Here is a 25,174-nt window from a genome sequence, read left to right as displayed (position 1 = left end):
GGAGCCTGGCGCCCGGAGAGCCCGTTCAAACGGGCGGGTCACGGCGGGACGGGGACGACGAGTTGCGCGGCGGACCCCCGGGCCGATCCCGACCCCTCCGACCGGGCCGTGCAGGGGCACCAGCACCCACCACGATCGGTCCCCGCTGCCGGTATCGCGTACGTTCACCCCGAGGACGTACGGCCTTTCGCACTCCCACCCCCGTCCTTCGCCGCCCTCACTGGTCGTGGTGCCGCTCGACCCACTCCAGGGCCGCGGCGCGCTCCGCCCGGGTCGGTACGGGGTTCAGCTGGTCCGGGTACCTGACGAGGTGATGCCCCCGGGCCGCCCGCAGGCCCACCGCGCGGGCCTCGGGGGAGAGACCGGGGTGCTCGGCCACCTCCACCGCGCGCCGCCACCAGCCCCGGCTGCGGACGTCCAGGGCGTAGTGCCAGAGCGGCTGACCGGGGTCGGCCACGCCGATGAGGACCTGGTGCAGGGTGTGTTCGCGGATCCCCGGGGTGCCGAGCAGCCGGTCGGCCACGGCCAGTGGGTGTTCCCCGTCCAGCCGGGCCCGGAGCAGTACCCAGGTCATCAGGTGGCCCACGTCGTGAGCGCCGGAGGCCACGAACTCCCACAGCTCGGCCGCCTTGGCCTCGTCCGGCGCGCCCAGGCGCGTGAGCAGCCGCAGCTCGTCCTTCCAGACCGGCCGCGGCCCCTCCCACCAGGCGACCAGCCGGGTCGAGGCCGGATGCCCCAGGTCGAGCGCGAGACAGGTCAGGGTGACGAGGGGATGGCGCCATTCGGTGTACGTCGTCCGGTACTTCTTGGTGAGGTCCTTCCACCGGCGCGGCACCAGTGCGTCGACCTCCGCCGGGCCCGCGAGGCCGTGGGCGTAGAGCAGTTCCAGGCAGAAGCCGAGCCCCTGGAGGCCGGTGGCCGGGTCGGCGATCCGTTCCCGCAGCCAGCGTTCGTCCGCGTCCGTGAGCGTCCGGTAGCGCTCCCACACCCGGCTCAGCGTGCCCTCGTACGCGGTGAGGTCGGGCCCGGTGCCGGACAGGAGCCCGTCCGCCGCTGCCTCGTACCGATCGAGCGCGGCCCGTGCGGCCGCCTGGTCGGTGACGACCGCCGTGACACCGGAACCGGACCCGGAGCCGGAACCGGCACCGCCGTCCACGCCCGCACCTACGTCGGCGAGGGAGAATCCCGGCTCCTGGAGCTGTTCGCGTACGAGTTCCACCCGCTCGCGGACGTGTGCAGCGACGAGGACGCGGAGGGCGCGCGGCAGCCGTTCGTCGGTGGCGAGGCGGACCGCCGCGAGGTCCGCGTAGGACCGTCCGGCGAGCGCCCCCGCGCCCGTCTCCCGCCGCCAGTCCCGGGTGACGGCCCCGAGCAGCGCGATGCACAGGCCGCGCAGGGCGCTCTCCGGCGCGTTCTCGGCGGCGATCTCTCCCGCGAGAGCGACCACGGCCCGTACCGTGTCCGGCTCGTGCAGGGCCCGGTGGGACGCCAGCCACGCGGAGACGGCCGTGGCTTCTCCCGCGAGCGCCCAGGCCCGCACGACGTCCAGGCCGCGCGCGGACGGCACCTCGGCGACGACGCTCGCGGCGGCCGGGCCGAGGGCGGCGACCGTCTCCCACGCGGCCTCGCACTCGTGGCGCAGCAGCGCGTGCAGCAGCTCCCGCCAGCCGGTCCACTTCTCGGGCCGCCCCGCGTACTCCGCTCGCCACGCGTCCAGAAGTCGCCGGGCCTCCTCGGGAGTGAGCCCGTTCCGCCGCTCCAGCGCCACCGCGCAGCGGGTGACGGCGGCGAGGTCCAGGGGTCCGTCGAGCCGCTCGTGCAGCCAGGCCGACTCGCCGGCGGACAGCGGCCGGTACCGGAGGGAGGGGGCGCCGCGGTCCACGGGAGCGTCGAGCGCGTCGAGGAACTGCCGCACCCCGGCACGGTCTGCGGGATCGGGCAGGCCCGCCGCGTCCCGCCGCGTGACCAGGTCCAGGACGAACGCGCCCCGCGGCCCGCCGTCGACGACGCGGAACCCGGCCGGTCCGTCCCCGAGCCCGGCGGCGACGACCGCGTGCTCGCCGCCCCAGTGCAGCAGCAGTTCGCCCTTCAGCGCGCCGGCCCGGTCGAAGGCCCGTCCGTGCGACTGCCAGTGCCAGTACGCGAACGAGACGGGCCCCTCGAGACCGCGACGCGCCACCAGCTCGGCCGCGTCCTCGTGACCGTCCGACTGCGTGTACCGGCCACGGTTCGGAGGCGGCAGCACGACGAAGCCCTCACCCCCGAGCCCCCGCCACCACTCCGACACCAGAGCCAGGTCCGAACGCTCCACCGGGCCGCCACCGGACTTCCTCACGTACCGCTCCCTGAACCCTCGTTCTCAGGGACGGCGACTCGCCTTCCCGTACTCACCGACCGCTCACCCTGTCACACACGGATCACGCTCCGGACGCGGACGTCGGCCCCGGATATCTGGAAGGTCGGGACTGCCCCGCCCTCCACGCGTCCGGTGAGGCCGGAGCAGCGGGATGCCGTCGAGGAGCCTTCCGGCACTTCTCGTGCTCTGATCAGCTGAGGTCGCTGGTGTCGAGATCGAGCCCGAAGGGTTCGGGCAGGGTGAGGACGGTGCCGAACGGGTGCGGACCGTTTCCGTATCAGCGGCAGTCCGGCCAGAACCCGCTGATTTCCCGACGGGTCCACCCCTGATCGGGTCGGATCGAGCCGCTGCTACCGGCCGATCAGGGGCGCGCCTAGGGACGGCGGGCCAGCAAGTGGGCGTCGAGGAAGCCCCGTTCGGAGGCGGGGTCGTGGAGCAGTCGCGCGAAGGGGGTGAGGCCGGCGTCGGTCAGCAGGTCGGCGAGGTGGTCCGCGGGCCAGCTGTAGGCCGGTGTCACCTTGTGGTCGAAGCGAACCGGCTCCGGTCCGTCGGTTCCGAAGAAGGAGACCAGGAACAGGCCACCCGGCGCCAGGACGCGTACCTGCTCGGCGAGCAGCTCCGGCAGTTCGTCCGGAGGCGTGTGGATCATCGAGTAGTGGGCGAGTACGCCGCCGAGCGCGCCGTCCTCGACCGGCAGGGACTCCATCCGGGCCTCCTGGAAGCGCAGCTCCGGGTGGGCCCGCCGGGCGTGGTCGATCATGCCGGGGGAGAGGTCGAGTCCGAAGGCGTCCAGGCCCAGTTCGTTGAGCATCGCTGTCAGATGGCCGGGCCCGCAGCCGACGTCCACGGCCCGCGGGTTGCCCGTCGCGCGCACCAGTTCGGCGAAGGTGCCGATCATGGCCCGGGCGAACGGCTGTGACTCCAGCCGGTTCGCGAACAGCGATGCGTACAGCTCGACGACTCCGTCGTAGGCCGTCCTCGTCTCGTCCTGATGATTCGCCACAGGCGGGACTCTATAACCGGTCTGATGATCGATCTCGTGACAGAGGGGAGGGGACGGACTCGGCGGGGGGAGTGGTGGGAGCGCCCCACTGCCGCGGCGGACGAGGATGCCCGTCCTGGCCATGGTCGCTGGGGCCGGGAGCTCACCCACCTGCCCTCTCCGCTCCGGTCGCCGCGCTCAACCGGGCGGCGAGACGGACGGCGGTCTTCTCCCCGGCCCGCTGCCTGATCAGACCTTCCTTGGCGGCGGCACGAAGCCGGATCTCCGAACCGTCCTCACCGGCCTTCCGTACGCGCGCGGTGACCACCACGGGATTCAGACCGCCGACACCGCCTCCGGCGACGATGCGCACGGTCGCGTCCGCGTCCGGGCGAACCGGGGCGCTCTCCAGGACGCGGCCCGCCCTGCCGAGCACACCGGAGACGCGCTGCACCGTTTCGGCGAAAGGCATGGGGACGAGCAGTTCGATCTCATGGACGTTCTTCCGCATCACGTGGGCGACCATCCGCACCAGGCGGCCACCGCCCGCACCCACCGCGCCGAGAGCGGCAAGCTCCTCGGCCAAGATCTGGTCCTCGCTCCGGTCCATGGACCCCCTCCTCACCGACAGCCCGCTTCAGGCGGATCGCTCAGCCCGTGAAACCGATGAGCCGAGGCCGAGACTCCGCGCGTCCGGAGGTCAGTACCTGCGTCAGGACCCCGCGCAACTCCTCGACGCTCTCCGCCGGCACGTCGAGCACCGCCTCGATCGTCGCGTCCTCCAACTCCAGGTCGTCCAGGCACTCGGGGTCCAGCGTCACCGTGAGGAGGCTGTCCGTCAGGGCCACCTCACGAACGCAGCCATAGGCCGTGCACGCGTCCGGAGTCATCACGGCGTACGTGTCCGGGACGGGCGCGCCGCCCTGTGGGGAGGGCCCGCCGACAGCACGCGTGAACAACAGGAAGAAGCCCTCGTCCTCCTCCGCCACGCCGACCTGCGTCTCGCCGTCGACATCGACCTCGGCGGCCACCGCACGGGCTGTGAATCTGAATGCCATAGGCCGGTTCTATCAGGCGCACAGTGAGCGCAGCGCACCCAGTGCCTCCAGTGCACCCCACCCAGGTCCATCTGTGTCGTCCCGGTCTCCGCCCGCGCGGCCCGCACATCCGCCCGCCCGGCCCGCACGTCCGCCCGCGCGGATCGTCAGCGGTGGCCCAGCACGTTGACCACTTGCCCGTTGGGGTCACGGACGAAGAAGCGGCGCACTCCCCACTCCTCGTCCTGCAGGGGGTGGACGATCTCCGCGCCGTTGTCGCGCATGACCGCGTACACCGCGTCCACGTCCTCCACCTCGACGCTCAGGTCGGGCGTGACGGGGGCGGTCTTGTCGGCGGCCATGAAGCTGACCTGGGCCGTCGGGCTGGAGGGGGAGCCCATGGTCATGATCCAGCCGTGGTTCATGACCTCTTCGAACCCCAGCAGGCCGTAGAACTCCCGGCTCTCCTGTACGTCCGACGACTGGACATTGGGTACGACACGGCGAACGGCCATGAGACCTCCAAGGGGCAAGGCGTGTCCTGCGGCTCTCCAGGATTACTACGCCACACCTGCCACCGCTCCCGCTTTCGCAACACGCCCGGCATCGACTGCTCCCCGCTGCTCCCCGCGCGCCCGCGGGTGGTCCGGCTCGGTGCGCCCTCACGCCGTCGCGGCAGAAGCCCCTGATGACCGGGATTCGGCAAAGTTGATCAAGGTCGGCGCGGTGTTCTCTAGAGTTCATGACCATGCACATGATCAAGAGTTCACCAGGCCGCCTGACCGTCGCCGGGCTGGCCGCCGTTCTCCTGGCCGCCTGCCTGGTGTGGTGGCAGGCCGGACCGGCGCAGGCGGCGTACACCGACTGTCCGGAGAAGACGTTCTGTCTGTACACGCAGGCCGGCGGTGCGGGCGAGATGGTCTCGCTCGCGCCGCAGGACGGCCCCGTGCTCGACTACGGCACGGTCGCGACCCTGAAGGACCGGACCTTCCTGTCGTTCCGCAACAACACCGCCTCCTGGACGTGTCTCTACGACGACCCGGCGTACGGCGGGACGGACATCCAGGCCGTGCTGCCCGGGCACACCGGCGGCGACCTGGCCAAGGGCGCCGACGGGCTGCCGAAGGTGACGGTGGCGTCGCACAAGTTCGCCCCGTCGAAGTCGCTCTGCCGGACCGGGTTCGACCGTTGCGACGCCGGTCGGGTGTGCATCTTCCAGGGCCCCAGCGGGCGTGGGGTCGGAGGCGTCACGAGCCAGACCGAGGTCCTTCCCGACGGCGTCCTGGGCAACAGGGACTACGGCGTGACCTGGGACGACAAGCTGGTGTCCGTCGCCAACCGCTCGCACAAGACCGCCTGCTTCTACCGGGATCCCGGATACTCCGGGACCTGGCAGACCGGCGGCGTCGCGTACCGGGCCTTCGTCGTCCTGCCCGGCGAGGAGACGACCCTGCCCGCCGACTACCGGTCGTCCGTCAGCTCCCACAAGCTCGCCGACGCGGAAGGGAAGTGCTGACCGTGCACCGCGCCATGAACCCCACCGCCCGCACCCGCACCCGCGCACGCCGCCTCGCGGCCGTTCCCGTCGTCCTGGTGACCCTGGCCCTGACCCAGAGCGCGGCGGTCGCCGACCCCGCCGACAACACCGTCCCGTCGGTCCTGGACACCCTGACGGCCCATCACCTCACCGTGGCGGACGGCATCGAGCGGACCACGTACTCCAGCGAGTCCTCCGAGATCGTCGTCCGCGTGGCCGTCATCGACCCGGACCTCGGGGCGATTTCCCTCGACAGCACGGTGGGGGCCGCGGCGAGCGTGAAGGAGCCCACCACCGCGATGCTCGCCACCGTCGGGACCACCGCGAAGGACGCGCCCTACGTCGGTGTGAACGGCGGATACTCCCTCTCCACCAAGGACGAGGACGACACGACCGGCAAGAGCATCCCCGAGGAGCGGTCGGTCCCGATGGTGACCTCGGTCCAGGAGGACGTGGTGCAGGGCGCCGCCTGTCTGAAGGGGCAGAACTCCGTAGTCCTCCAGCACGGCCGGCCGCACTTCACCAAGATCACGACGACGCTGGGCATCTCGTCAGACCGGAACACCGCGGACACCGCCGACGACGTCACGCGCGTCGTCGACGCCGTGAACCGGTACCCGGGCTGGATCCCGTTCTGCCCGCAGGAGGCCGGCGACAGGTCCCTCCCGTACACGACCGACGCGAACGGCGAGGTCCAGCGGCTCGACCAGTACGGCAAGGTCATCAAGGGCGGTCCCTACTACCAGGACTACAGCGAGATCGTGGTCTTCACCCCCGCCTACGGGCAGAAGACGCCGGAACCCCGGCACACCCCCTTCGTGGCCGCGGACGACGCCGACGGCTTCGAGGTCGCCGTCGACGCCTCGGGCCGTGTCACGGCGGTGAAGTCCCCGCGCGGCGGGATGGGCATCCCTCCGGGAGGCATGGTCCTCCAGGGCATCGGCGACGACTCGTCGACCGACGGCGGCGCGCGGTGGCTGCGGGACCACGCCACGGTGGGCGCGAAGCTCACGTACACGCAGCGCGCCACGGACCTGGGCGTCGCCGAGGACCCGACCGATGACGTCGACCTGCGGCTCGACCCCGCGTACCCGTCGATCGACGTCGTCAACGGCACCTACGACCTGATGCGGCACGGCAGGGTCGTGGCCGAACCGACCGACAACACCGCGCACGACCCGCGCACCGCCATCGGCGCGGACGGGTACGGACGCACCCTCCTGGTGTCCGTCACCGCCCGGGACGAAGGGCTGCGCCGCGGTGTCCCGATCTACGACCTCGCGAAGATCATGGAGGACCTCGGCGCCGTCGAGGCGCTCGACCTCGACGGCGGCGGTTCCACCACGTTCGTCGTCGACGGGCAGGTGAAGAACGTCCTCTCGGACGCGGGCGGGGTCGAACGGCCCGTCTACGACGCCGTGTACGCGGGCCGCGGCGGCCACGGCCTGCCGGCCGCCGGCAACTGACGCCCGCGGCCCGACGGCCGCTCCGGGTCCCTCCCCGGAGCGGCCGCGCCGTCGTGAGGGCCCCACGACAGCGGCGCCGTCAGCAGGTGGAGCGGTACGGAGGACCGTTCACATGGGTGCGCCACTCCGCTGCGACAGGCTCAGCGGAACCCTCGCGATCACGCCGGCCAGTGGCGGCTGCTACCTGTACGACTCCGTGGACGACACCTGCTTCGAGAAGGACGCGGACGGCGAGGTGCTCAAGGCCGAGCTGCGGAACGGGGGCACGCTCGTCTCGAAGGTGGAGTTCCACCCGAACGGCGAGAAGCTCTGGATCCACGACACCGCCGCCGACGGCGACACGGTGTACGTCCGCCTCCGGACCGCGCCCCACGGCTGGTCGGCCGTCTTCTGCGCGACGGGTGCCCAGAACCCGCACGTGGTCGACTTCGACTTCGCGGAAGGCGAGAACGTCCTCATCGAGGTCTACGACAACTCCGACGCCACCGACCGCATCGCGAGCTTCTCGGCCCGCGCCTGACCCCCACCCACGCCGACCGGGACGGCGCCCCCGGGCCGGCGTGGTGGTCGCCCCGTCAGAGAAGCCCGTGGGCATCTCAGCGGAAGCGTTCGATGATCGCCGCAGCTATCTGATCGGGTGCGTCCTCCTGGATGAAGTGTCCGGCCCGGCGGAGTTCCACGACCTCGAGTTCGGTGAAGGCGGAGCGCATCCTCGGGAGGCACGCTCGCGGCCGGAACACCATGTCCCGCATGCCCCAGACGGCTAGTGTCGGCTTGGTGCCGAGGTGGGCGGGTACGTCGGCGGCGAGTTTCTCCAGGAGCGGGCGGGCGGCGCGGATCTCCCGGGGCATGACCGCGAGCCCGCGGCGGGCCTCCTTCGTGGGCTGGACCGCGCGGTAGTGATCGGCCTCGGCCGGGGTCAGGGTGGGCCCGGGCCGGCCGAGCAGGAACCGCTCGACGAGCAGGTTCCGTTCGAGGATGCGCCGCTGCAGGGGAGGGCTGCTCATGATCACGCCGAAGGCCAGGTTCGCCGGCTGCGTGACGGGCCAGAACGCGGTGTTGCCCAGCACGATTCCCTTGACGCGATCCGCCCGCGTGGTGGCCGCGCCGAGTCCGATGGGGCCGCCCCAGTCCTGTCCCATCAGGAGGAAGCCGTCGAGCCGCAGGTGGTCGATCAGCTCACCGGTGACCGTCGTGTGTTCGGAGACGGTGTAGCCGAAGTCGGCCGGGCGCTCGGAGAGTCCGAAGCCCAGGTGGTCGACGGCGATGCACCGAAACCGGCCACGAAGGGCCCGCACGAGGTGGCGGTAGAGGAAGCTCCAGGTGGGGGAGCCGTGGCAGAACACGAGGGGTGGACCCGTTCCCTCGTCGATGTAGTGGACCCGCCCGGCGGACGAGTCGAACCATCGTGAGTCGAAGGGATACAGGGCCGGATCGGGAACGAAGTCGATCACTGTTGCTCTCCTTCGGTTCTGCGCCGGATCGGTGGAGACGCACTCCCCGGATCCACTACAGATGTAGAGGACTCTGCGCCGAGGACTCTACACCTGTAGCATCGAGTGGTGTCTACGCATGCGGCGAGTGGAAACCAACGGCGAGAGGCGATCGCCGACAGCGGGATCCGCGTCATCGCCCGTGACGGTGTGCGCGCCCTGACGCACCGCGCCGTCGACCGCGAGGCGGGCATCCCGCAGGGGTCGACGTCCTACCACGCGAAGACGCGGCAGGCCCTCGTCGAGCTCATCGTCGACGCGCTGGCCGCGCGCTCGAAGGCCGATGCCGAAGCGCTCGCGGCGACCCTGAACGCGAGGTTCGAGAGCCCGCGCCGGATCGACGTGGACGAGCTCGCCGCGCTGATCGCCGGGCTGGTCGAGACCCTCGCGTCCCGCCGGGACGACATGAGGGCCCGCTACGCGCTGATCCTCGAACTCGATGACGAGCCGCAGGTGCGCGCACGTCTCACCGCGGACTCCACCGTGCACGCCCTCACCCGGCACGTCACGGCGCAGGCCCTCGCCGGTGCCGGACTCCCCGCCTCGGACGCACGCGTCGAGGAACTGATCGCCCTGACCGACTCGTTGGTGTTCCACCGGACCGCCATCGACGAAACCGCCTCGCCCCGACCCATTCTGACCGCGTACCTGCGCGGCTCGGCCTCGGCGTAGCCCGGCCCTGCCCGGCCCTTCCCGGACGGGCGGCGCGGAGGGGACGCTCGGACGGCCGTTCATCCCGGCGTGCCGGACGTCCAGGGACGTGACCGGAACTGCGATGCGGCGACGGGACGCGCGCGTTACCGTGCCCGGATGACATACGAGGATCATGACGGCTCGACCCCGCGGACGAACGACGCCTGGGCGGACGCTCTGGACCGGGCGGTGCGACTCGCCCTCGCCACACTGAGGTCGGCTCCCTCGGAGGCGAAGGCGTGGGAGGCGACGGCCGGTTCGCTGGAGTGGACGTGCTGGGAAACGACCGAGCACCTGGCTGACGACCTGTTCTTCTACGGCATGCAGATCGCGACGCCCCGCCTGCCGGCCGGCACCCACGTCCCCTTCGATATGCGCCACCGGCGCCCCGGAGGCCCCGTGAACACCCTCCACGCCGATCGGGAGCCGGGCCCGTCCGGGCTGCTGACGGTCCTGGAGGCGTGTGGCGCGATGCAGGTCTCCCTGACCCGCACGACCCCGCCGTCGGCCCGGGCCCACCACTGCTTCGGCGCCTCGGACCCGGCTGGTTTCGCGGCGATGGGCATCGTCGAGACCCTGGTTCACACGTACGACATCGCAGCCGGCCTCGGCATCGGCTTCACCGCCCCCGACGAGCTCTGCGCACCGGTGCTCGAACGGCTCTTCCCGCAGGCGCCGAACGACGAAGCACCGTGGCCGACGTTGTTGTGGGCCACCGGGCGGGGCGAACTGCCCGACCGGGAGCGCCTGGAGAAGTGGCGCTGGTACGGGGAGGTCCGCCAGACGGCGTGAGTCACCCGCGGGCGCGGTCGTGGGGGCGAGGACGGAACGTCGCGGGTCGGCGGCGGTGGCGGCTCCGACGGCACGAGCACCGAGGCTGCGCCGGCCTTCCGCGCCCCACGCCAGACCAGCCCTGACCCTGCCCCGCGCCAGACTGGACCTGACCCTGTCCCGCGCCGGCGTCGCCCGGCCGAGGCCACCCGATCTCCCAGGAGCAGTCGTGCACACAAGGGACGTCCGGCTCAACGAACTCGCGCAGGGGCTGCGCCCGATGTCCGAGGGCATCGCGTGGTTCGACGCCCTCGGCGCCGAGGAGCAGTCCGAGGTACTGCTGTCCCTGCGTCATCACTGCATCCAGGCGAGGGCGCTCACCGAGGACGCGGACGAGAGCATTCGCCGATCCGGACTGCGTCCGACGCATACGCCCGCGGTGCTGGTCTCACGCGGTCGGATCGACGTGCAGTTGCGAAAGATCGCCGCTCTCACGCCCCTCGACGAACGACGCAAGTCGTTCCGGCTCCTGGTCGCGGTCCTCGCGGTGGCCGACGAGCGGCGCCGCGAGCGCTCCTGCGCGGGCGGCTGCGGTCACTGGTGGCACCGACTGCCGGCTCGGACCGAGGCCCGGTACGGCTGAACCCGCGCGTTTCACGGAGACCGCAGCCATCCGGCGAAACACCCATGCGTGCCTGGTGACGGCGGAGTTAGGGTGCCCGCCATGCACACTCTTGCCCTCCGTGGCGTCACCCTCGGCTACGACGATGTCGGGCCGACGACCGGACCGCCGGTCCTGCTGATCCATGGCCACCCGTTCAACCGCAGCCTGTGGGAACCCCAGGTCGCGGCCCTGGCCGCCGCCGGACATCGGGTCGTCACCCCCGACCTGCGCGGGTACGGCGACAGTGGCGTCACCCCCGGTCAGGTCCTCCTCTCCGACTTCGCCGATGACCTCGCGGCGCTCCTCGACCATCTGGACATCGATCGCGCGGTCGTGGGCGGCGTCTCCATGGGCGGCCAGATCGCCATGGAGTTCCACCACCGCCACCGCGGGCGGGTCCGCGCCCTCGTCCTGTCCGACACGTCGGCCCCCGCCGAGACCGACGAGGGGAAGGACTTCCGGAACCGCTTGGCCGACAGGCTCCTCGCCGAGGGGATGGACGGCTACGCGGACGAGGTGATCGACAAGATGCTCGCCGCGTACAACGTCGCCGCGATGCCGCGGGTCGCCGAGCGGGTCCTGGCCATGATGCGTGCCACCGACCCCCGCGGTGCCGCCGCGGCGCTCCGCGGACGGGCCGAACGCCGCGACTACCGCGCCACGTTGCCCGCCGTCCAGGAGCCGGTACTGATCGTCGTAGGGGCGGACGACGTCTACACCCCCGTCGCGGACGCCGAGGCGATCCACGGCCTCGTCCCTCACGCCGTCCTGGCCGTCATCGACGGCGCCGGTCACCTGCCCGGCGCCGAACAGCCCGACCGCTTCAACGCCGCGCTGCTGGACTTCCTCGACACCCAGGTGAAACCCCAGGGCTGACCCGGCCCCCGCAGGCCCGCTTCGCCACCGCCACCCACGACCGGCTCCGAGCCTGCACCCGGCCACCTCGGAGCGATGACGACGAGCGCTCACCGACCCGCACGGTGCCGCCCCCGGCCCGGTGCCGGACCGGGGGCGGCACGCCGGGTCCGTCAGGTGCCGGCCTTCGGGTAGAGCAGGTTCAGCACCGAATAGTCCTGGGACGACGGGTGCTGCGGGAATTCGGGAACCGACATGCAGCTGTTGGTCGACCCGTTGTGATCCAGCCCCAGCGCGTGGCCCATCTCGTGGCACGCGACGCTGCGCCGCGCCGCGTAGGTGTTCGGCGTCACCTGGTCGTTGAGCCGCACGACGACGGAACCGTCCACGAAGTACCCACCCGAGGTGGTGTACGAGGTCTGGCCGTACCAGTCGGTCCCGTAGCTGCCGCTGTAGGTGTGCACGCAGTGCCGGCCGCTGGGGCAGCCGGCCGTGTACCAGCGGTAGTAGGCGTCGATGCCGGGCGACTGGTACCAGTCGACCTGTGCGTCGCTCACCGGCCAGCTGTCGCTGGTGTGGTCGAGGAAGTACACCTGCGGGTCGTTGTAGGCCCCGTAGGACCACTTGGCGCCGCACAGCGCGGACGCGGTCCCGACGACCGGGGAACACCCGAGCGTCCCGATGCCGGCTGCGGCTGTCGGCTCCGCGTCCTGCACGGCGCGGACGCCCTGGCGCCGCAGCGATGCCCGCAGCTCATCGGGCGTGACGCCCGCGGCGGGCTCGTAGATGGAGGTGTGGACGGTGCCGTCCGCCCGTTCCTGCACGACGTACACCGCTTCGTCGTGCTGGGCGACAGCGGTCTTGGGTTCTGCGCCGCGCGACGGACCGGCGGCAGCCTGTGGCACCGAAAGCCCCGTCAGCATCAGGATGAGGCCGGCTAGCCCGACCATGGATCTGGTTGCTCGGAACACGCGTGTCCCCCCAATTCGGACGCCCCCGACCGCGTCCGCGATCGAATGCACGGCGCCGCAAGGAGGAGGCTGGCATGCGTGCGTCAGGGTGGGGACTCCATTTTCGGGCGATCGGCCGCAGAGTGGACCGAGGTGCGCGTGATGCCGGTGATGCGCCTGCTGCCGCGCCCGATGGAACGGGGCAGACGGTCAGCGGCCCTGCGCGAAGCGCCACAAGCGGAACCCCCCAAGGCTCGGCCGGCCACCCCGGGGCCAGGGAGGACCCTCCCGCCAGGCTGCCGGGTTTGCCGGTGGGTCTCACAGGCAGGCGAAGCCGCTGGTAGAGGGGGCTCAGACCAAGAACTCCGCCTCCGCCAGAGGCCGCCCACCCTCGTCACCCCACGGGCCTCGATGTGTCCAGTTCTGCCCTACGCCTTCTACGAAGGCGAACTCACCAGCACCTCCGTCCCGCTTCCCCCACGCTCGCGGGCACCGATCCGGGCCCCTGACGGACGTGATGCCGCCATGCGTTGAGCCTCGGCCTCGGCGGCTGCCGGACACCCGTCGGCTCGGCTACGGACAGCGTCCCTGCTCCGCGACGAACGGGGTGTAACCGACAGGCACTTCGCTCAACGGAGAGCTTCCCTACTCCGCGACGAACGGGGTGTACCCGACAGGCACTTCGCTCACCTGAAGGTCTGAGAAGAGCAAGGTCAGGTTGTGTGCGTTCGTCGCGATGCGCACCTCGTGAAAGTCGATCCCGAGGGCCTTCGACCAGCGGCGGGTCGCCTCGGACTCCGGAAGGAGCTCGGCTCCCGGGTACAGGCTGTGCCACTTCACGCCCCAGACGTATCCGTCGAGGTCAACGCCGGTTTCGTGGTCGATGAGCCGGTCGTCCAAGGAGCCCCGCCAGGTCTCCGCCGGCACGGACGTCTCACAACGGGCCTCGACGCAGTACCGGAAGAGATACCGCAGATGGGACGGCGCCACGTCCGTGCGGGGGTCGGCCGTCGCGTAGACGATGACCTCGTAGTCGCGCATGTAGGTGGTGTACCCGTGGTGCACGACAGCGTGATCGAAGGCCGCGTCCAGCATCTGCTCAAGTACGGCGGTATCCATGCCGCTCTTCTCCCTGACTTCAAAAGGGTTGGGCGCAGCCGCCGCGGACGTCACCCTGGAAAGGTCCAGGGTGACCTGCTCACCCTTCGGCTGGCCCTCATGACCCTGCTCTTCGTGAACGGGCCGCTGACGCTTCCACGTTTCTTCCGCACCTCGCCCCCGGTGAGCGGTGGGGGAGAGGCTGGTGGTCCGCGCTCGTACGGACGCGTGAACGGCTTCTGCTGTCCCGCCGAGGCCCGCCTGCCTGCGGACCGCTCCCCTGGGGCGGGTAGGACTGCGCCTGCCGACGGTCGCCCTGCATACGACGATGGAGATCTACAACGGGTCGGCAGGCGGCCACGGGTAACCCAGTCGCTCGGCGTCATGCGAGCCTCCCCACACCTCGGCGGTGGCACGGGGATCGCCTGCGATCAACTGCGCTTCGAAGCGTTCGGCTTGGGCCGACGCGGCATCGGCGGAGATCGGGAGGGTCATGCCGAACTGGAGCCACGGGAGATCCGGGTCCGCCCGGTCACGGGGATGCCACAGGACGACATGGATGCGAGCGGGGTCCGTACGAGAGGCCCACACGCCCTCCAACTCGCAGTCCCACCTGCGGAGCCATTCCTCACGTCTCCTCAGCCCGGCCTCCAGCAGTTCCGCCACCACTCCTCCCCGCCACTCCCCACCGCGGTCCTTCCCCGCTCGCAGCACCTCGGCCTCGTACGGACCTGCGGTGAACCGGAGCTCCGGCAGGACGAGGTCCTGTCGGGCCGGGTCGCGCCAGCCCGCCCAGACGACGTGCTCCCCGCTGCGCGCGACCGTCACGTACAGCGCGCCACAGCATTCCTCCACACCGCACCCGGACAGCGCGAGTCGCACCTCGTGAGGTGCCGAGGCGGCCTGCAACGGCCCGTCGTGACCGAGCAGATACCTGGGTTGCACTCCCACGTAGCCGGATCCCCCCACACCAACGGGGACCATCTCGTCCAAAAGATCCCGGCCATTGACGATCGGGCGGACCTGCACGACGCCCTCGTCGGGTGGAGGGCACGCGATGCTCAAACGGAGATGGTCCGGGCTCGTGCTCATCGAACCATGATCGCGGAAACGGGGTCCCCCTGCCACGTGATTGCGGCGGGCCCGTTCAGGGTGTCGGCGCGGTGGCGTTTTCGGGCCCGCGCCTCCCGGACTCCCGTCGTCCTGGCGGCGATCGTCCTCGTGGCGGTGGCGCCCCGCCGAACAGCACGGCCGCAAGGGCTCTGACTACGGCCATCCGCGGCGATCGCCGCGCGAGCGCGACGTCGTGCCGTGGAGCGCCCGCCGTGACGTCGAGTCCTCCTCCCGCCCGGGCAGCCCCCGCCGGGGCGCGGAACACGCGGTGTCCGGCGTCCGTAGAGCAGGAGGGGGCGGTGGTGACCCCGAGGACCTCGCCGAACACCACGACGTGGGTGCCTCCGTCGGCGGTCCGGCTCACCCGGCAGTCGGCGATGGCGTGGGTCTGGTCCAGGAGGTGGGGGCCGCCGGGGCCGGGCTTCCGGCACGCTTGGGTGATGCGCGAGGAAACCGCACAGTCTCCGCTGAAGGTGTCCGCGGGTGCGCGATCTCTGCCCACTGCCCCGGCCTCGCCGCTGGACCAGGCCCTTCCCGGCCTACGTCTATGGTTTCGCCATGGCAGTCTCGGAGATCATCCCGATCGCCCACGAACCTGACTACCGCACCCAAACGATCGGGCGGTATGCGGAAGGTCGGTTCTTCGCCTCGATCACCTACGCCTTTCCAGACGGGTTCAGGCATGGGGAGGGGTGGGAGGAGAGCAAGCGGCTCTACGTCGTGCTCCACCGTTTCGACTCCGAGGGCCATCACGCCGACTCGGATATCTGGTGCGCAGGCACGTGGGCCGAGCAGCAGCGACGGCCTTACGACGTGGACTCCGTCGCCTCTCGGGCCGAGGCGCGGATGGCAGCGCTTCTCGACGGCCTTTCCCGGCGCGAGTACGGGGACATCGCGATCCGTCCGTTCCGGTTGACCGTCGGCGGTGTGATCTTCGGCCTGGTCGCTGAGCGCCACGAGGACGGCGAAGGTGACGACGACTGGGCGGAGCTCTACCCCGACGGCCTGGGGTTCTCCGCTCCCTGGGACGGTCTCTACGACACCTGAGGGTCAACCCAAGCACGGGCTTCGCACGCTGTCGCGGGTCAGCCGGCACCGTCTCCCTCGCCTGAGTCGTCACCGAGCGGACGCAGTCTGCCCCGCGCCGCGTCCAGACGCTCCGCGTAGTCCGCCGCGAAGATTTCGGGGAGGGACTTGTCCAGCGTCCCCGCCACCCTGTGGATCGGAGCCCACACCGCTTCGTCGTCGACGAGACGACTGAGGTCTGTCATCTGCACCCGCTCAAGCCAGTCCGACAGGACCAGCGCCTCATCCGGGGTGAGTTCGATGATGATCTGCTCGCTCTCCACGGTCAGAACATACTTGCGAACCAGGCATGGGCAGGCGAAGCGCCCGAAGAGCCTTCCGTGGGCGATCACCGCCGTAGCGGCCGACATCGGAGCGCCGTCGGCATGCGGGCACTCCGGTGTGCGGCCGCAGGTTCAACTCAACCGACGGGATGGTTGCCGCTCGGCGGTGGATTGTGCGGGCGTTCACCTGCGGTGGTCCTGTGCGGTCCGCCACCGTGGACGCGAGGGCCGCCGGCCGATGGGCGGCGGCCGGGTACTGGCGCAGTGAACGAGAGGAGGCCGGGACATGTGGGAGTGGGAGCCGGACGGCGCGGAAGGACATACGGGAAAGGTCGGGGTGCTGCTGGAGGACGGCACCGTCCCCGGACCGGTCTACATCGACATGGGCAGTGGGGCGCACGTGCCGAGCTTCACGGACTGGTGGTTCTACGACGGATCTGGCCGCAGGCCGTTCGCGGACCGGATGCGCGCGGCGTGTGCGTGTGGCTGGTACGGCGAGACCACGTACCCGATCGACTGGAAGAGGGTGCCGGACCGTGAGCCGTACCGCTACGACACCTCCGGCCCGGAGAAGGACTGGGAGCACCACACCCGCCAGATCAACGCCGCCGCCGTACCCGTCCCCGAGGACGTCGCCCGGCTGATCTCCCGGATCCGCGAGCACCTCGACAGGACCACGGACGGCGACCCGCTCACCGCCCTGCGCATCGTGGGCGAACTCGACACGATCGTCGACATCGACGGCTGCTACGCCACCCGCCGCGCGACCAGGAAACACAGCGAGAAGGAGATCGCCGACGCGTTGGGCGCACCGAGAGGGCCGTGACCGCGCGACTGCGCCGGTACGACAGCACCCGCTACTGACGCCCGGCGGATCCGGGAGCGCCGGGCGCCACGGCCGGGGCCCTTGACCGGTTGCCCGCGAGCCCGGGATATCTTCCTGGCGCGGCACGTCACGCTCGCTCTTCGTGCCGCGTAAGGGAGGGGACTCTATGCGTACGACTCCGCGTCGGCGCGTGGCCGCCATGGCCACGACACTGGGGCTCACATCGCTGGCGCTCGGGGCCGGCGTCGCGCCCGCCCGGGCGGCGATCAGCGACTGCCCCCAGGGCTACTTCTGCGCCTGGGCGAACGACGACGGCACGGGCTCGATGTTCAAGACCAGGACGAGCGCCGCCACACTGGGGAACTGGGACAACAAGATCCGGACCCGGATGAACCGCACGGGCTCGTACGCCTGCTTCTTCGGCCGGCCGAACTACACGGAGGGCTACTCGTGGGACTCTCCCGCCCAGGTCTACGCGACCAGCGGCGGCAGTACCGGGATCAGCTCCATCAAGCTCGTTCCCACGCTGCGCGAGTGCGAGGGGAAGGCGTATCCGTACTGGAAGACGGCCGTCTCACCCAAGGCGGCCGGATTCGGGGACCTGAACGGCGACCGGTGCGCGGACGCGATTCTGCGGGACGAGGCGGGGCGTCTGTGGTTCATGTCCGGCGACGGCACAGGCCGCTTGGTCGGCAGCGGCGGCTGGAAGGCGTTCGACGCCGTCGTGCGGCACGGGGACTTCAGCCGGGACGGCCGCGAGGACGTCATCGCCCGTGAGAAGTCCACCGGCAAGCTGTGGCTGTACAAGGGCACCGGCAGCGGAGGGCTCGGCGCGCGCAAGCTCATCGGGACCGGCGGCTGGAACTCCCTGGGGCGGCTCGCCGCGTTCGGTGACCTGTCGGGTGACGGCCGCTCCGACCTCCTCGCCGTCGAGAAGTCCACCGGCAAGCTCTGGCTCTACCCCGGCACGGCTTCCGGAGGACTCGGAGCCCGTCGGCTCGTCGGCGCAGGCGGCTGGAACGGTCTGAACGCCCTCGTCGGCGTCGGCGACATGTCCGGCGACGGCCGCGCCGACCTCCTCGCCGTCGAGAAGTCCACCGGCAAGCTGTGGCTCTACCCCGGCACCTCGACGCGGACCCTCGGTGCGCGCAAGCTCATCGGCTCCGGCGGCTGGAACTCCATGTACCACTTCCTCGGCGTCGGCGACACCACCGGCGACGGACGCCCCGATCTGCAGGCGGCCGACAACGGCGCGCTCTACCAGTACCAGGGGCTCGCCGGCGGCGGCCTCCGCAAGGTCGACGACGGCAACTACTCCTGGTGGGCCCTGGAAGGCGCCGGCACCTTCTGATCCGCCCCCTGAACGACCGTCCCGGGCCACCTGCCCGGGACGGCGTGGCGCCGCCGGGCCCCGAGGACGCGGGCCCGGCGGACGAGGCCGCGTCCCCGTGAAGGGGTGAAAGGCAGTGACAGACATGCAGTGGAAGAAGCGACTCCTCGTTCTGACCTCGGTGATGGCCATCGCCGCTTGTGTGACGTCGTGTTCCGGATCCGAGAAACTGTCCCGAGTCGGTGTGGAATCGGTGATCGGAGCATGGGAGGGAAAGAACGGTGAGACGGTGAGACTTCAGGTAGACCATCGGTTCACGGCTTCCGGATTCGACTGGGGATCCCTCTCCTCCTGGGATGGCTGTCCGCAGGGTGAAGGAGCCGGCAGGTGGGCGTTCTGGGGCTCTGACCCGGACAGCCCGGAAACCTCTTCCGCTCTGGACAAATACGTCGAAGGAGACACGGTGAACCTCTCCTTCGAGGGGGTGGAGCAAGGCACCTGCCTGATCAACCTCAACGCCATCGACGAGGGATCATCCCTGTGCCTCTCGGACGACATCGAGATTCCCTGTTCCCTCGACATAAGGCTCGTTCGGCAGAACTCAGCCGCCTCATAACGGTCGGCGTCTGAAGTCCTTCGGGGGTTGACGCAGAGAGGGATCCGGTCCGGATCGAGGCGTGAGGTTCGCGCCGACGAAGTCGGTGTCGGCGGCGACGGCGTGGACGTGCGGAAATCGAGGGGCGGAACCGGGCGATCATCCCTACCCTCGGCCCCATGCGCCGCGATTCCTCCCTGCTGAACGTCATTGATGTGGAAGCCACCTGCTGGGACGGGCAGCCGCCGCCCGGCTCGGTGAACGAGATCATCGAGATCGGTCTCACCGTCGTGGACGTTTCGGCAGGACGCCGGGTGTCCCGGCATCGTGTCCTGGTCCGCCCTGTCCGGTCGAGGGTGAGCGGCTTCTGCAGTGAACTGACCGGACTGACGCAAGCCGAGGTGGAACGGGGCGTCTCCTTCGCCGAGGCGTGCCGGATCCTCGTCGAGGAGCACGAGGCCGGGGAGCGCCCCTGGGCGAGCTGGGGCGAGTACGACCGCCGGCAGTTCGCTCGGCAGAGTCAGGCCGACGGGGTGGCCTTTCCGTTCGGCTATCCGACCGAGCGCACCCACACCAACGCCAAGGCCGTATTCACCGCGGCCTACGGGCTGCGCAAGAAACCCGGCATGGACCAGGCTCTGCGCATAGCCGGACTGCCGCTCGAGGGACGCCACCACCGCGGAGAGGACGACGCGTGGAACATCGCCGCACTCGTTCTCGATCTGGTGGGCCGCGGGGCATGGCCGGGCACGGCCACCGCCGTCTAGCCTCGCCTGCTCGTCGAGGCGCGCTTCGAGGGCAAGGCGTGTGTTCCGATCTCGACCACCTACGCGCCTTCCCGAGCGCTCAAGGAGCTCTACCGCGTCTCGCGGCCTGCCCAGCCGTAGGAGGCCCGTGGAAAATGTGATGTCCTGTGACTACAGGCATGGCACAGTCCCGGCATGTCCAATGACGTTGCCTACCCCGTCTTCTGCAGTCCCGATCCAGCGCTGGCTCTGAGTACCGCGCGCCGTCTCATGGAGTTCGGCCGCCGCGAGTATTCCGAGGTCTCCGCGTACGCGGAGCTTTCCTCCGTCGCCGAGGTGCGGCGCTTGGCGAAGGCCATGCCCATGGGTTGGTTCCGCGGGGCGTCCGAGATCGAGGAATTCGAAGGGGTGCCGTTCGAGGACCAGCCCCCTCTGGCCATCGGTGTCCCGGCGAGCGGCCTACCGGTGGAGACGGCGGCGTTCGAGGGGCGGCTGCCGGTGGAATGGGAAGTGGGGGACCTGCCGGTCGGCAGCATCGAGGACGCCTTCACCGCGGCGATCGGCCCCACCATGGGCGAGATCCACTGGGATTCGCTGGAGTGGCCGGACGCGCCCGAGGTCGGACTCCACGGCGAGTCCAAGCACGCTGAAGTCACACTCCTCTTCAACACCCGCAGCCGCTACGCGGACGAACGCGTCGATGACCACACCGTCCTCGTCCACGTCCGCAGCGCGGTGTTCGACGGCCGCCAGAGAAGGGAGCCCTACGCCCACTGGCTCGCCGCGCAGGTAGGACTCACGGTCATCGGACCCGCACAGCGGTTCTGAAGGGGCTCGCCGGAACCATGGAAGCGTCTGCCGGGAGGCTTGGGGGCGTCGCACTCGGGGCGGACCTCACCTGCCGCGGTCGGGGCCGTAGGCCACGCGCGTGCGTTCCCCCGGTGCTGTGGGCATGTACTCCAGCCGGACGGGTCCGGGGTAAAAAGTCGCGCTGTCCCAGCCGGCCATCTCCTCGCCGATCAGATAGCGGTACAGCCACTCGGCGAAGGTCATGGCGTGGCCGGCCCATTCCCCTTCTTCCCCCTGCACCACCACACCGTCGGGAAATCCGTGGACCTCTGGGGCAAGGAAGATGGCGGCTCCTTGGTCCGTGCCGGCGAGTGGGATGAGCCCGTCGGGGGTGCCGAAGGTGATCTGGGGGCGGTTGCAGATCACGCGGGGATCCTCGTCGGGCTCCAGGTCGTAGGACTCCCACAGGCTCTCCGCCCAGACCTTCGACGTCGACCGGATCTCCTCGCCCAGCTCCCGCCATGCGCAAGCCGGATGAGACGAGAGGTAGAGGTGGCCGTTGAGTTGGACGGGTGCGTAGGCGTCGACGATCGCCTTGTAGTCCGCAGGGAACGCTCTGCCGAGCTCCTGCTCCAGGCGGAGCCACGCGGCAGGATCGGCATAGCGGTGTTCGCCGGGGCCGAGCATGTCGAACACGGCTTGCAGGTGGTCGGTCATGGTTCCTCGAAGGGGCTGATCCCGGGGTGCGACCCGGCGATGCCGCGGCCAGCGCCCGTGGGCGTGGTCGGTGTCAGGTTTCCTGCCGGCGTGCATGAAGAAGGTTCAGTGCATCCAGGTGCTGAACCTCGATTCCGGCGGAGCGCACCGACCTTCTTCGATGGCCTTCTCGTAAGAGTCGCCGAAGAAGGTACAGCCCGGGTAGACGGGCTGCGTGCCGTACCAGACCGTCCATATCAGGGTGGCGAGGACGAGGGCGCCCGCCATGTGTTTCCAGGTAGGACGACCGGTGAGGGGGAGAATCATGACCGCGATCGTAGGGCAGTGTGATCATTCGGCCTGCCCGTCCCCGGAGCGCGAGACGCCCGGGCAGGACGCGGTGGTCGCAGCCGACTTGTGGGCTCCCGGCAGGGGAAGGCCCGGGCCCCGAGGGCGGAGGACCTGCGCTGCACATGCGTCGCCCTGCTGCGGCCTCAGGCCGGATGGCTGTCGGGGTCCGTCGCGTGCAAGAGGTCCTCGTAGTCGCACGTCGGCACGGCGCGGTAGCCGGCAGTCCTGAGCGCTTCCAGGATCGTCACCACGTCCGCGACGACAGCGGACGGTGGGGCGTCGGGACTCGGTTGGCACATCAGGAGCGAGTGCCAGTCCAGGAAATCAACCCGCGAGCCGGTTCCTTCGTAGGCGTTGTGGTCCCACTCCACCGTGACGCACCCGTAGGACATGACGTGATCCGGGGCGAGGGGAACGTTCAGGGTTGCCGCCAGCCGCTCCATCAACCGATCGCGGCCAGGAGCGGCGACATGGATCTGGCACTCCAGGTCCGGCTCCGTCTCGACCGGGCCCACCGGCGCGTCGTTCATGAGTGGATCCTGCCAGGCCGGCGGTTGTCGCCTCCCCAAGGGGTCCTTGGCGGCGCCGGCCGCGCGAGGAGCGCCGCCTCGCTCTCGGCGGGTGCGGCGTGCGGTGGAGGGGCGAACGGCTCGGTGTCCGCATCCGGATGCGGAGGACCGGTCGGCTGCGGCGGTAGGGGGTGTCTCGTCGTTTCACGGCGCGGCCGATGAGTTTGTGGCTTCCGGCCGGTCCAAGCTGGTGACCTCCTAGGAAAGGACACCGCCGTGTCGGAACTTCTCGTCGACTTCATCACCTCCCTCGACGGGTGCGCGTCAGGAGAGGGATGGCCCGGATTCTGGGGCCTTGAGGGGCCGGAGTACCTCGCGTGGCTCGGTGAGCAGCCCAAGGTCACCTATCTGATGGGAGCGAACACCTACCGCCTGATGTCGGGCTTCGCCGCGGGCGAGGTCCCGAGTGGCCAGGACGAGTTCAGGCCCGAGGAAGAGGCGTCCGTGGACGAGCTCACGCAGGCGGCCAAGGTGGTGTTCTCCTCCTCGCTGGAGGCGCCGCTGACGTGGGCGAACTCCACGCTCGTCCGCGAGGACGCGGTCGAGGCGGTCCGCGCCATGAAGGCGAACGGCTCGGGGCTCCTCAGCACGATCGGCAGTCTCAGTCTGAGCCGGTCGCTGCTGCGGGCGGGCCTCGTCGACCGCTTCCGGGTCGTGATGTTCCCGGTGATCACCGGGGCCACGGGTGAGGAACGCATCTACGACGGCTATCCGGACGTCGCCCTGGAGATGATCGAGCACCGCACCTTCGACGGCCGCATCCAGCTGGTCGAGTACAAGCCTCGCGTGCTCGACCGCCCGCCGCTGCACGCCCCCGAGTGACATCCCCGAGTGACGTCGACGAGAGCTGCTCGGCGGGGCCTGGCGGTCGGACCGGGGCGTTCGTACGATGCCGGTCAGGTCGCGGGCTGGAGGACGGCGCGTGCTGTCGCCCGGACGAGGTCCTCGTCGACGGGGGCGCCCTGGACGAGGATCCGGTGGGAGACCGGGCCGAGCAGCAGGTCGACGAGGCCGTCGACGGTCTCGGGGCGCGGTGGTCGGCCCGTGTGGCGTTCGAGGATCGCGGAGAGTCCCGCGACGTCCCGGGCGCGCTGCTCCCGCAGGAATCGCTCGCGCAGCGCGACGGCCGTGTCCTTGTCGAGCTGGGCGTGGCCGAGGAGGGCCTGGAGCACCTGACCGGCCGGCTCCTGGAAGAACGCGGCGACGCGACGCAGATGGGACGTCAGGTCGTCGGTGGGCGTGCCGGCCGGGTCGGCCCAGGCGAGGCCCTCCCGGGCGTCGTCGATGAGGGCGTCGAGCAGGATGTCGACCTTCGACTTCCACCACCGGTAGATGGTCTGCTTGCCGACGCCGGCCCGGGCCGCGATGCCCTCGCTCGTCGTCGCCGTGAATCCCTGCTCAACGAGCAGGTCGTCCGCGGCGTTCAGTACCGCGAGCCGGATGCTCTCGCTGCGCCGGGGGCCCGTGCGGCTGACGACGGCGGACGGGGTGCGCCCGGTCTCGGTTCCGGACCCTGCGTCGGTCTTCCGTGCGGCACTGATGGTCGCTCACTCCTCGTCTCGTGGACCTGCGGCGATTCTGGCACGCCGGGGCCTGACGGATCCGGCCCGGTCAGGGGTGCGCGTCGCCGCCCGAAACGTCGGGGCGACCGGGGCCGCGGGTGCGGACCAGGCTCAGCAGGACGACGAGGGCGAGCAGCGCGACCACGCCGCTGAACACCTCGCCGGCCGGCCGCAGGCTCGTCGCGCGGATCAGCACGCCGACGCCGATCGCGGGGACGGCGAGCAGCGAGTAGAGGAGGGCGAAGAACGTCGACACGGTCGCGCCGCGGTGTTCGGGGGCACTGCGCGCGGCGATGCTCCCGATGCCGTGGCCGAGGGCGATCCCGGTGGCGAGGCCGTTCGCGGCCGCCCCGATCAGCAGGGGCGCGAGGGTCCCGGTCGCCATCGCCGTGGCTATCAGCGCCGCGGCGACGATCAGCCCCGCGCAGGCCGTCGGCAGCGCCGTCGCCGGCCGGAACCGGCGGACCGTCAACTGGCCGAGCGCGGTGCAGGCGAAGGCGGTGAACACCACGCCCCCGGCGAGCGCGTGGCCGGGCTCGTGCAGCACCGTTCCCAGGAACAGCCCGGAGACCGCGGTCAGCACGCCCAGCACGGCGAAGCCAGCCCCGGCGGCCATGGCCGCCCGCAGGAAGTCCGCGCGGATCTCCGCGGGGATCCGCAGCGGCTGCGGACGGAGGGTGAGCGCCGACCGGTGTGCCGCCGTCTCCGGTGTGACCGCCACGCCGACCAGTCCGAGCACGGACAACACGAGCATCACGACCCACGGGCTCCGCAGCGGGGCCGCCATCCCGTCGGCCAGGACCCCGGCGAGCAACGTCCCGCAGGCGAGCCCGCCCATGTTCGCGCCCAGGGCCACCATCGGGGCCGGCGTCCTCCCGCCCGGAGGGAGCAGTTCCGTGAGCGCGGCGGTCGCCGCGCCCGTCACGAGCGCCGCCGCGAACCCCGACATCACCCGGGCCGTGAGCAGCGCCCCCAGGCTGTCGGCTGCCAGGAACACCCCGGCGGCCCCGGCGGCCAGCAGGGTCGCCGCCACCAGCACGGGGCGCCGTCCCACCTGGTCGGACACCCGCCCGAACACCAGCAGCCCCGCCACCACCCCCATCGCGTACACCGCGAAGATCACCGTCACCGTCGTCGGAGAGAACCCGAAGCGTTCCCCGTACAACGGATACAGAGCCGTCGGAGCCGTCGTCCCCGCCATCGTCACCCAGAAGGCGAACGCCACGGCGGCCACGCCGAGCCGATGGGTTCCCGATGATCTCCGCCCGCCCGTCAGGACGGGGTCGGTCCTCCACGTCATGGAGCCTGCCTTTCGACGAGAGCCGTGCGCGTGTCGACGCGGCCCG

29 protein-coding genes are annotated in these 25,174 nt (G+C 70.8%); 14 read left to right on the top strand and 15 right to left on the bottom strand.

Annotated features, from left to right (window positions below; all coding sequences use genetic code 11):
• Positions 1-217 precede the first annotated feature (217 nt).
• The 5 genes from IE321_RS12955 to IE321_RS12935 all read right to left on the bottom strand — a co-directional run bounded on the left by IE321_RS12955 (position 218) and on the right by IE321_RS12935 (position 4,890).
• Positions 218-2,335: a hypothetical protein gene (locus IE321_RS12955; RefSeq protein WP_229916390.1), complete on the bottom strand. Its 2,118-nt coding sequence runs from the start codon at positions 2,333-2,335 to the stop codon at positions 218-220.
• Between the two features lie 394 nt (positions 2,336-2,729).
• Positions 2,730-3,359: a class I SAM-dependent methyltransferase gene (locus tag IE321_RS12950; RefSeq protein WP_190222965.1), complete on the bottom strand. Its 630-nt coding sequence runs from the start codon at positions 3,357-3,359 to the stop codon at positions 2,730-2,732.
• A 142-nt stretch (positions 3,360-3,501) separates the two neighbouring features.
• Complete coding sequence (locus tag IE321_RS12945; protein ID WP_229916388.1) at positions 3,502-3,948, bottom strand: hypothetical protein; 447 nt, start codon at positions 3,946-3,948, stop codon at positions 3,502-3,504.
• A 40-nt stretch (positions 3,949-3,988) separates the two neighbouring features.
• Positions 3,989-4,369: an Imm10 family immunity protein gene (locus tag IE321_RS12940; RefSeq protein WP_229916387.1), complete on the bottom strand. Its 381-nt coding sequence runs from the start codon at positions 4,367-4,369 to the stop codon at positions 3,989-3,991.
• Positions 4,370-4,542: 173 nt separating this feature from the next.
• A complete protein-coding gene (locus tag IE321_RS12935) occupies positions 4,543-4,890 on the bottom strand; it encodes a VOC family protein (RefSeq protein ID WP_190222962.1) in 348 nt (115 codons plus the stop codon).
• Between the two features lie 233 nt (positions 4,891-5,123).
• Here IE321_RS12935 and IE321_RS12930 point away from each other — a divergent pair, with 233 nt between their 5' ends.
• The 3 genes from IE321_RS12930 to IE321_RS12920 all read left to right on the top strand — a co-directional run bounded on the left by IE321_RS12930 (position 5,124) and on the right by IE321_RS12920 (position 7,898).
• Positions 5,124-5,891 (top strand): peptidase inhibitor family I36 protein, encoded by a 768-nt coding sequence (locus IE321_RS12930; RefSeq protein ID WP_190222961.1) that lies wholly within the window; start codon positions 5,124-5,126, stop codon positions 5,889-5,891.
• The gene (locus IE321_RS12925) at positions 5,885-7,378 is read left to right on the top strand and encodes a phosphodiester glycosidase family protein (RefSeq protein ID WP_190222960.1); all 1,494 of its coding nucleotides are present in this window, start codon (positions 5,885-5,887) and stop codon (positions 7,376-7,378) included. Before IE321_RS12930 ends, IE321_RS12925 begins: the two co-directional genes overlap by 7 nt.
• Before the next feature lie 112 nt (positions 7,379-7,490).
• Positions 7,491-7,898, top strand: a complete 408-nt coding sequence (locus IE321_RS12920) for a hypothetical protein (protein WP_190222959.1) — start codon at positions 7,491-7,493, stop codon at positions 7,896-7,898.
• A gap of 76 nt (positions 7,899-7,974) precedes the next feature.
• Here IE321_RS12920 and IE321_RS12915 read toward each other — a convergent pair whose 3' ends face one another.
• Complete coding sequence (locus tag IE321_RS12915; RefSeq protein ID WP_190222958.1) at positions 7,975-8,832, bottom strand: haloalkane dehalogenase; 858 nt, start codon at positions 8,830-8,832, stop codon at positions 7,975-7,977.
• A 108-nt stretch (positions 8,833-8,940) separates the two neighbouring features.
• On the opposite strand from IE321_RS12915, the gene IE321_RS12910 reads away from it, so the two are divergent.
• From IE321_RS12910 to IE321_RS12895, 4 genes are all read left to right on the top strand, one after another.
• On the top strand, positions 8,941-9,543 hold the full coding sequence (locus tag IE321_RS12910; protein ID WP_043221938.1) for a TetR/AcrR family transcriptional regulator: 603 nt from the start codon (positions 8,941-8,943) through the stop codon (positions 9,541-9,543).
• A 138-nt stretch (positions 9,544-9,681) separates the two neighbouring features.
• Complete coding sequence (locus IE321_RS12905; RefSeq protein ID WP_190222957.1) at positions 9,682-10,356, top strand: hypothetical protein; 675 nt, start codon at positions 9,682-9,684, stop codon at positions 10,354-10,356.
• A 208-nt stretch (positions 10,357-10,564) separates the two neighbouring features.
• Positions 10,565-10,978 (top strand): DUF5958 family protein, encoded by a 414-nt coding sequence (locus IE321_RS12900; RefSeq protein ID WP_190222956.1) that lies wholly within the window; start codon positions 10,565-10,567, stop codon positions 10,976-10,978.
• 81 nt (positions 10,979-11,059) lie between these two features.
• A complete protein-coding gene (locus IE321_RS12895; RefSeq protein WP_190222955.1) occupies positions 11,060-11,875 on the top strand; it encodes an alpha/beta fold hydrolase in 816 nt (271 codons plus the stop codon).
• 152 nt (positions 11,876-12,027) lie between these two features.
• Here the strand turns inward: IE321_RS12895 and IE321_RS12890 are convergent, their stop codons facing one another.
• From IE321_RS12890 to IE321_RS12880, 3 genes are all read right to left on the bottom strand, one after another.
• Positions 12,028-12,687, bottom strand: a complete 660-nt coding sequence (locus IE321_RS12890) for a matrixin family metalloprotease (RefSeq protein WP_190222954.1) — start codon at positions 12,685-12,687, stop codon at positions 12,028-12,030.
• A 762-nt stretch (positions 12,688-13,449) separates the two neighbouring features.
• Complete coding sequence (locus IE321_RS12885; RefSeq protein ID WP_190222953.1) at positions 13,450-13,923, bottom strand: YxiG-like protein; 474 nt, start codon at positions 13,921-13,923, stop codon at positions 13,450-13,452.
• Between the two features lie 315 nt (positions 13,924-14,238).
• Entirely contained in the window at positions 14,239-14,994 is a 756-nt protein-coding gene (locus tag IE321_RS12880) for a hypothetical protein (RefSeq protein ID WP_190222952.1), read from the bottom strand.
• 579 nt (positions 14,995-15,573) lie between these two features.
• Here IE321_RS12880 and IE321_RS12875 point away from each other — a divergent pair.
• Positions 15,574-16,062: a hypothetical protein gene (locus tag IE321_RS12875; protein WP_190222951.1), complete on the top strand. Its 489-nt coding sequence runs from the start codon at positions 15,574-15,576 to the stop codon at positions 16,060-16,062.
• A gap of 38 nt (positions 16,063-16,100) precedes the next feature.
• On the opposite strand, the gene IE321_RS12870 is transcribed toward IE321_RS12875, so the two are convergent.
• Positions 16,101-16,364 (bottom strand): hypothetical protein, encoded by a 264-nt coding sequence (locus IE321_RS12870; RefSeq protein WP_190222950.1) that lies wholly within the window; start codon positions 16,362-16,364, stop codon positions 16,101-16,103.
• Between the two features lie 286 nt (positions 16,365-16,650).
• On the opposite strand from IE321_RS12870, the gene IE321_RS12865 reads away from it, so the two are divergent.
• The 5 genes from IE321_RS12865 to IE321_RS12845 all read left to right on the top strand — a co-directional run bounded on the left by IE321_RS12865 (position 16,651) and on the right by IE321_RS12845 (position 20,689).
• Complete coding sequence (locus tag IE321_RS12865; RefSeq protein WP_190222949.1) at positions 16,651-17,190, top strand: hypothetical protein; 540 nt, start codon at positions 16,651-16,653, stop codon at positions 17,188-17,190.
• Positions 17,191-17,356: 166 nt separating this feature from the next.
• Positions 17,357-18,541, top strand: coding sequence for an FG-GAP-like repeat-containing protein (locus IE321_RS12860; RefSeq protein ID WP_190222948.1), 1,185 nt, complete (start codon positions 17,357-17,359; stop codon positions 18,539-18,541).
• Between the two features lie 115 nt (positions 18,542-18,656).
• Complete coding sequence (locus IE321_RS12855) at positions 18,657-19,136, top strand: hypothetical protein (RefSeq protein ID WP_190222947.1); 480 nt, start codon at positions 18,657-18,659, stop codon at positions 19,134-19,136.
• A 158-nt stretch (positions 19,137-19,294) separates the two neighbouring features.
• A complete protein-coding gene (locus IE321_RS12850) occupies positions 19,295-19,882 on the top strand; it encodes a 3'-5' exonuclease (RefSeq protein ID WP_190222946.1) in 588 nt (195 codons plus the stop codon).
• Positions 19,883-20,131: 249 nt separating this feature from the next.
• The gene (locus tag IE321_RS12845; RefSeq protein WP_190222945.1) at positions 20,132-20,689 is read left to right on the top strand and encodes a hypothetical protein; all 558 of its coding nucleotides are present in this window, start codon (positions 20,132-20,134) and stop codon (positions 20,687-20,689) included.
• A gap of 66 nt (positions 20,690-20,755) precedes the next feature.
• Here the strand turns inward: IE321_RS12845 and IE321_RS12840 are convergent, their stop codons facing one another.
• The 3 genes from IE321_RS12840 to IE321_RS12830 form a co-directional block, all read right to left on the bottom strand.
• Entirely contained in the window at positions 20,756-21,367 is a 612-nt protein-coding gene (locus IE321_RS12840) for an SMI1/KNR4 family protein (protein WP_190222944.1), read from the bottom strand.
• 105 nt (positions 21,368-21,472) lie between these two features.
• Entirely contained in the window at positions 21,473-21,673 is a 201-nt protein-coding gene (locus IE321_RS12835) for a hypothetical protein (RefSeq protein WP_190222943.1), read from the bottom strand.
• Positions 21,674-21,840: 167 nt separating this feature from the next.
• The gene (locus tag IE321_RS12830; RefSeq protein ID WP_190222942.1) at positions 21,841-22,227 is read right to left on the bottom strand and encodes a hypothetical protein; all 387 of its coding nucleotides are present in this window, start codon (positions 22,225-22,227) and stop codon (positions 21,841-21,843) included.
• 255 nt (positions 22,228-22,482) lie between these two features.
• Here IE321_RS12830 and IE321_RS12825 point away from each other — a divergent pair, with 255 nt between their 5' ends.
• Positions 22,483-23,088 carry a dihydrofolate reductase family protein gene (locus IE321_RS12825; protein WP_190222941.1) on the top strand — a complete coding sequence of 202 codons (606 nt, stop codon included), beginning with the start codon at positions 22,483-22,485 and terminating at the stop codon, positions 23,086-23,088.
• Between the two features lie 74 nt (positions 23,089-23,162).
• On the opposite strand, the gene IE321_RS12820 is transcribed toward IE321_RS12825, so the two are convergent.
• Positions 23,163-23,693 (bottom strand): TetR/AcrR family transcriptional regulator, encoded by a 531-nt coding sequence (locus IE321_RS12820; protein WP_268257411.1) that lies wholly within the window; start codon positions 23,691-23,693, stop codon positions 23,163-23,165.
• Positions 23,694-23,877: 184 nt separating this feature from the next.
• A complete protein-coding gene (locus tag IE321_RS12815; protein ID WP_190222940.1) occupies positions 23,878-25,128 on the bottom strand; it encodes an MFS transporter in 1,251 nt (416 codons plus the stop codon).
• Between the last annotated feature and the right edge of the window lie 46 nt (positions 25,129-25,174).

The sequence above is a fragment of the Streptomyces hydrogenans genome, from assembly GCF_014656075.1.
Classification (GTDB): domain Bacteria; phylum Actinomycetota; class Actinomycetes; order Streptomycetales; family Streptomycetaceae; genus Streptomyces; species Streptomyces hydrogenans.
This window is presented reverse-complemented; position numbering and strand designations above follow the sequence as displayed.

Excerpts from the sequence above, each read along its gene's own strand:
- IE321_RS12945 (WP_229916388.1), bottom strand. The coding sequence starts at position 3,948 with ATGGACCGGAGCGAGGACCAGATCTTGGCCGAGGAGCTTGCCGCTCTC.
- IE321_RS12875 (WP_190222951.1), top strand. The coding sequence starts at position 15,574 with ATGGCAGTCTCGGAGATCATCCCGATCGCCCACGAACCTGACTACCGC.
- IE321_RS12850 (WP_190222946.1), top strand. The coding sequence starts at position 19,295 with ATGCGCCGCGATTCCTCCCTGCTGAACGTCATTGATGTGGAAGCCACC.
- IE321_RS12815 (WP_190222940.1), bottom strand. The coding sequence starts at position 25,128 with ATGACGTGGAGGACCGACCCCGTCCTGACGGGCGGGCGGAGATCATCG.
- IE321_RS12885 (WP_190222953.1), bottom strand. The coding sequence starts at position 13,923 with ATGGATACCGCCGTACTTGAGCAGATGCTGGACGCGGCCTTCGATCAC.
- IE321_RS12845 (WP_190222945.1), top strand. The coding sequence starts at position 20,132 with ATGGAGTTCGGCCGCCGCGAGTATTCCGAGGTCTCCGCGTACGCGGAG.
- IE321_RS12860 (WP_190222948.1), top strand. The coding sequence starts at position 17,357 with ATGCGTACGACTCCGCGTCGGCGCGTGGCCGCCATGGCCACGACACTG.
- IE321_RS12895 (WP_190222955.1), top strand. The coding sequence starts at position 11,060 with ATGCACACTCTTGCCCTCCGTGGCGTCACCCTCGGCTACGACGATGTC.
- IE321_RS12935 (WP_190222962.1), bottom strand. The coding sequence starts at position 4,890 with ATGGCCGTTCGCCGTGTCGTACCCAATGTCCAGTCGTCGGACGTACAG.
- IE321_RS12920 (WP_190222959.1), top strand. The coding sequence starts at position 7,491 with ATGGGTGCGCCACTCCGCTGCGACAGGCTCAGCGGAACCCTCGCGATC.
- IE321_RS12880 (WP_190222952.1), bottom strand. The coding sequence starts at position 14,994 with ATGAGCACGAGCCCGGACCATCTCCGTTTGAGCATCGCGTGCCCTCCA.
- IE321_RS12835 (WP_190222943.1), bottom strand. The coding sequence starts at position 21,673 with ATGATTCTCCCCCTCACCGGTCGTCCTACCTGGAAACACATGGCGGGC.
- IE321_RS12930 (WP_190222961.1), top strand. The coding sequence starts at position 5,124 with ATGCACATGATCAAGAGTTCACCAGGCCGCCTGACCGTCGCCGGGCTG.
- IE321_RS12905 (WP_190222957.1), top strand. The coding sequence starts at position 9,682 with ATGACATACGAGGATCATGACGGCTCGACCCCGCGGACGAACGACGCC.
- IE321_RS12830 (WP_190222942.1), bottom strand. The coding sequence starts at position 22,227 with ATGAACGACGCGCCGGTGGGCCCGGTCGAGACGGAGCCGGACCTGGAG.
- IE321_RS12840 (WP_190222944.1), bottom strand. The coding sequence starts at position 21,367 with ATGACCGACCACCTGCAAGCCGTGTTCGACATGCTCGGCCCCGGCGAA.
- IE321_RS12865 (WP_190222949.1), top strand. The coding sequence starts at position 16,651 with ATGTGGGAGTGGGAGCCGGACGGCGCGGAAGGACATACGGGAAAGGTC.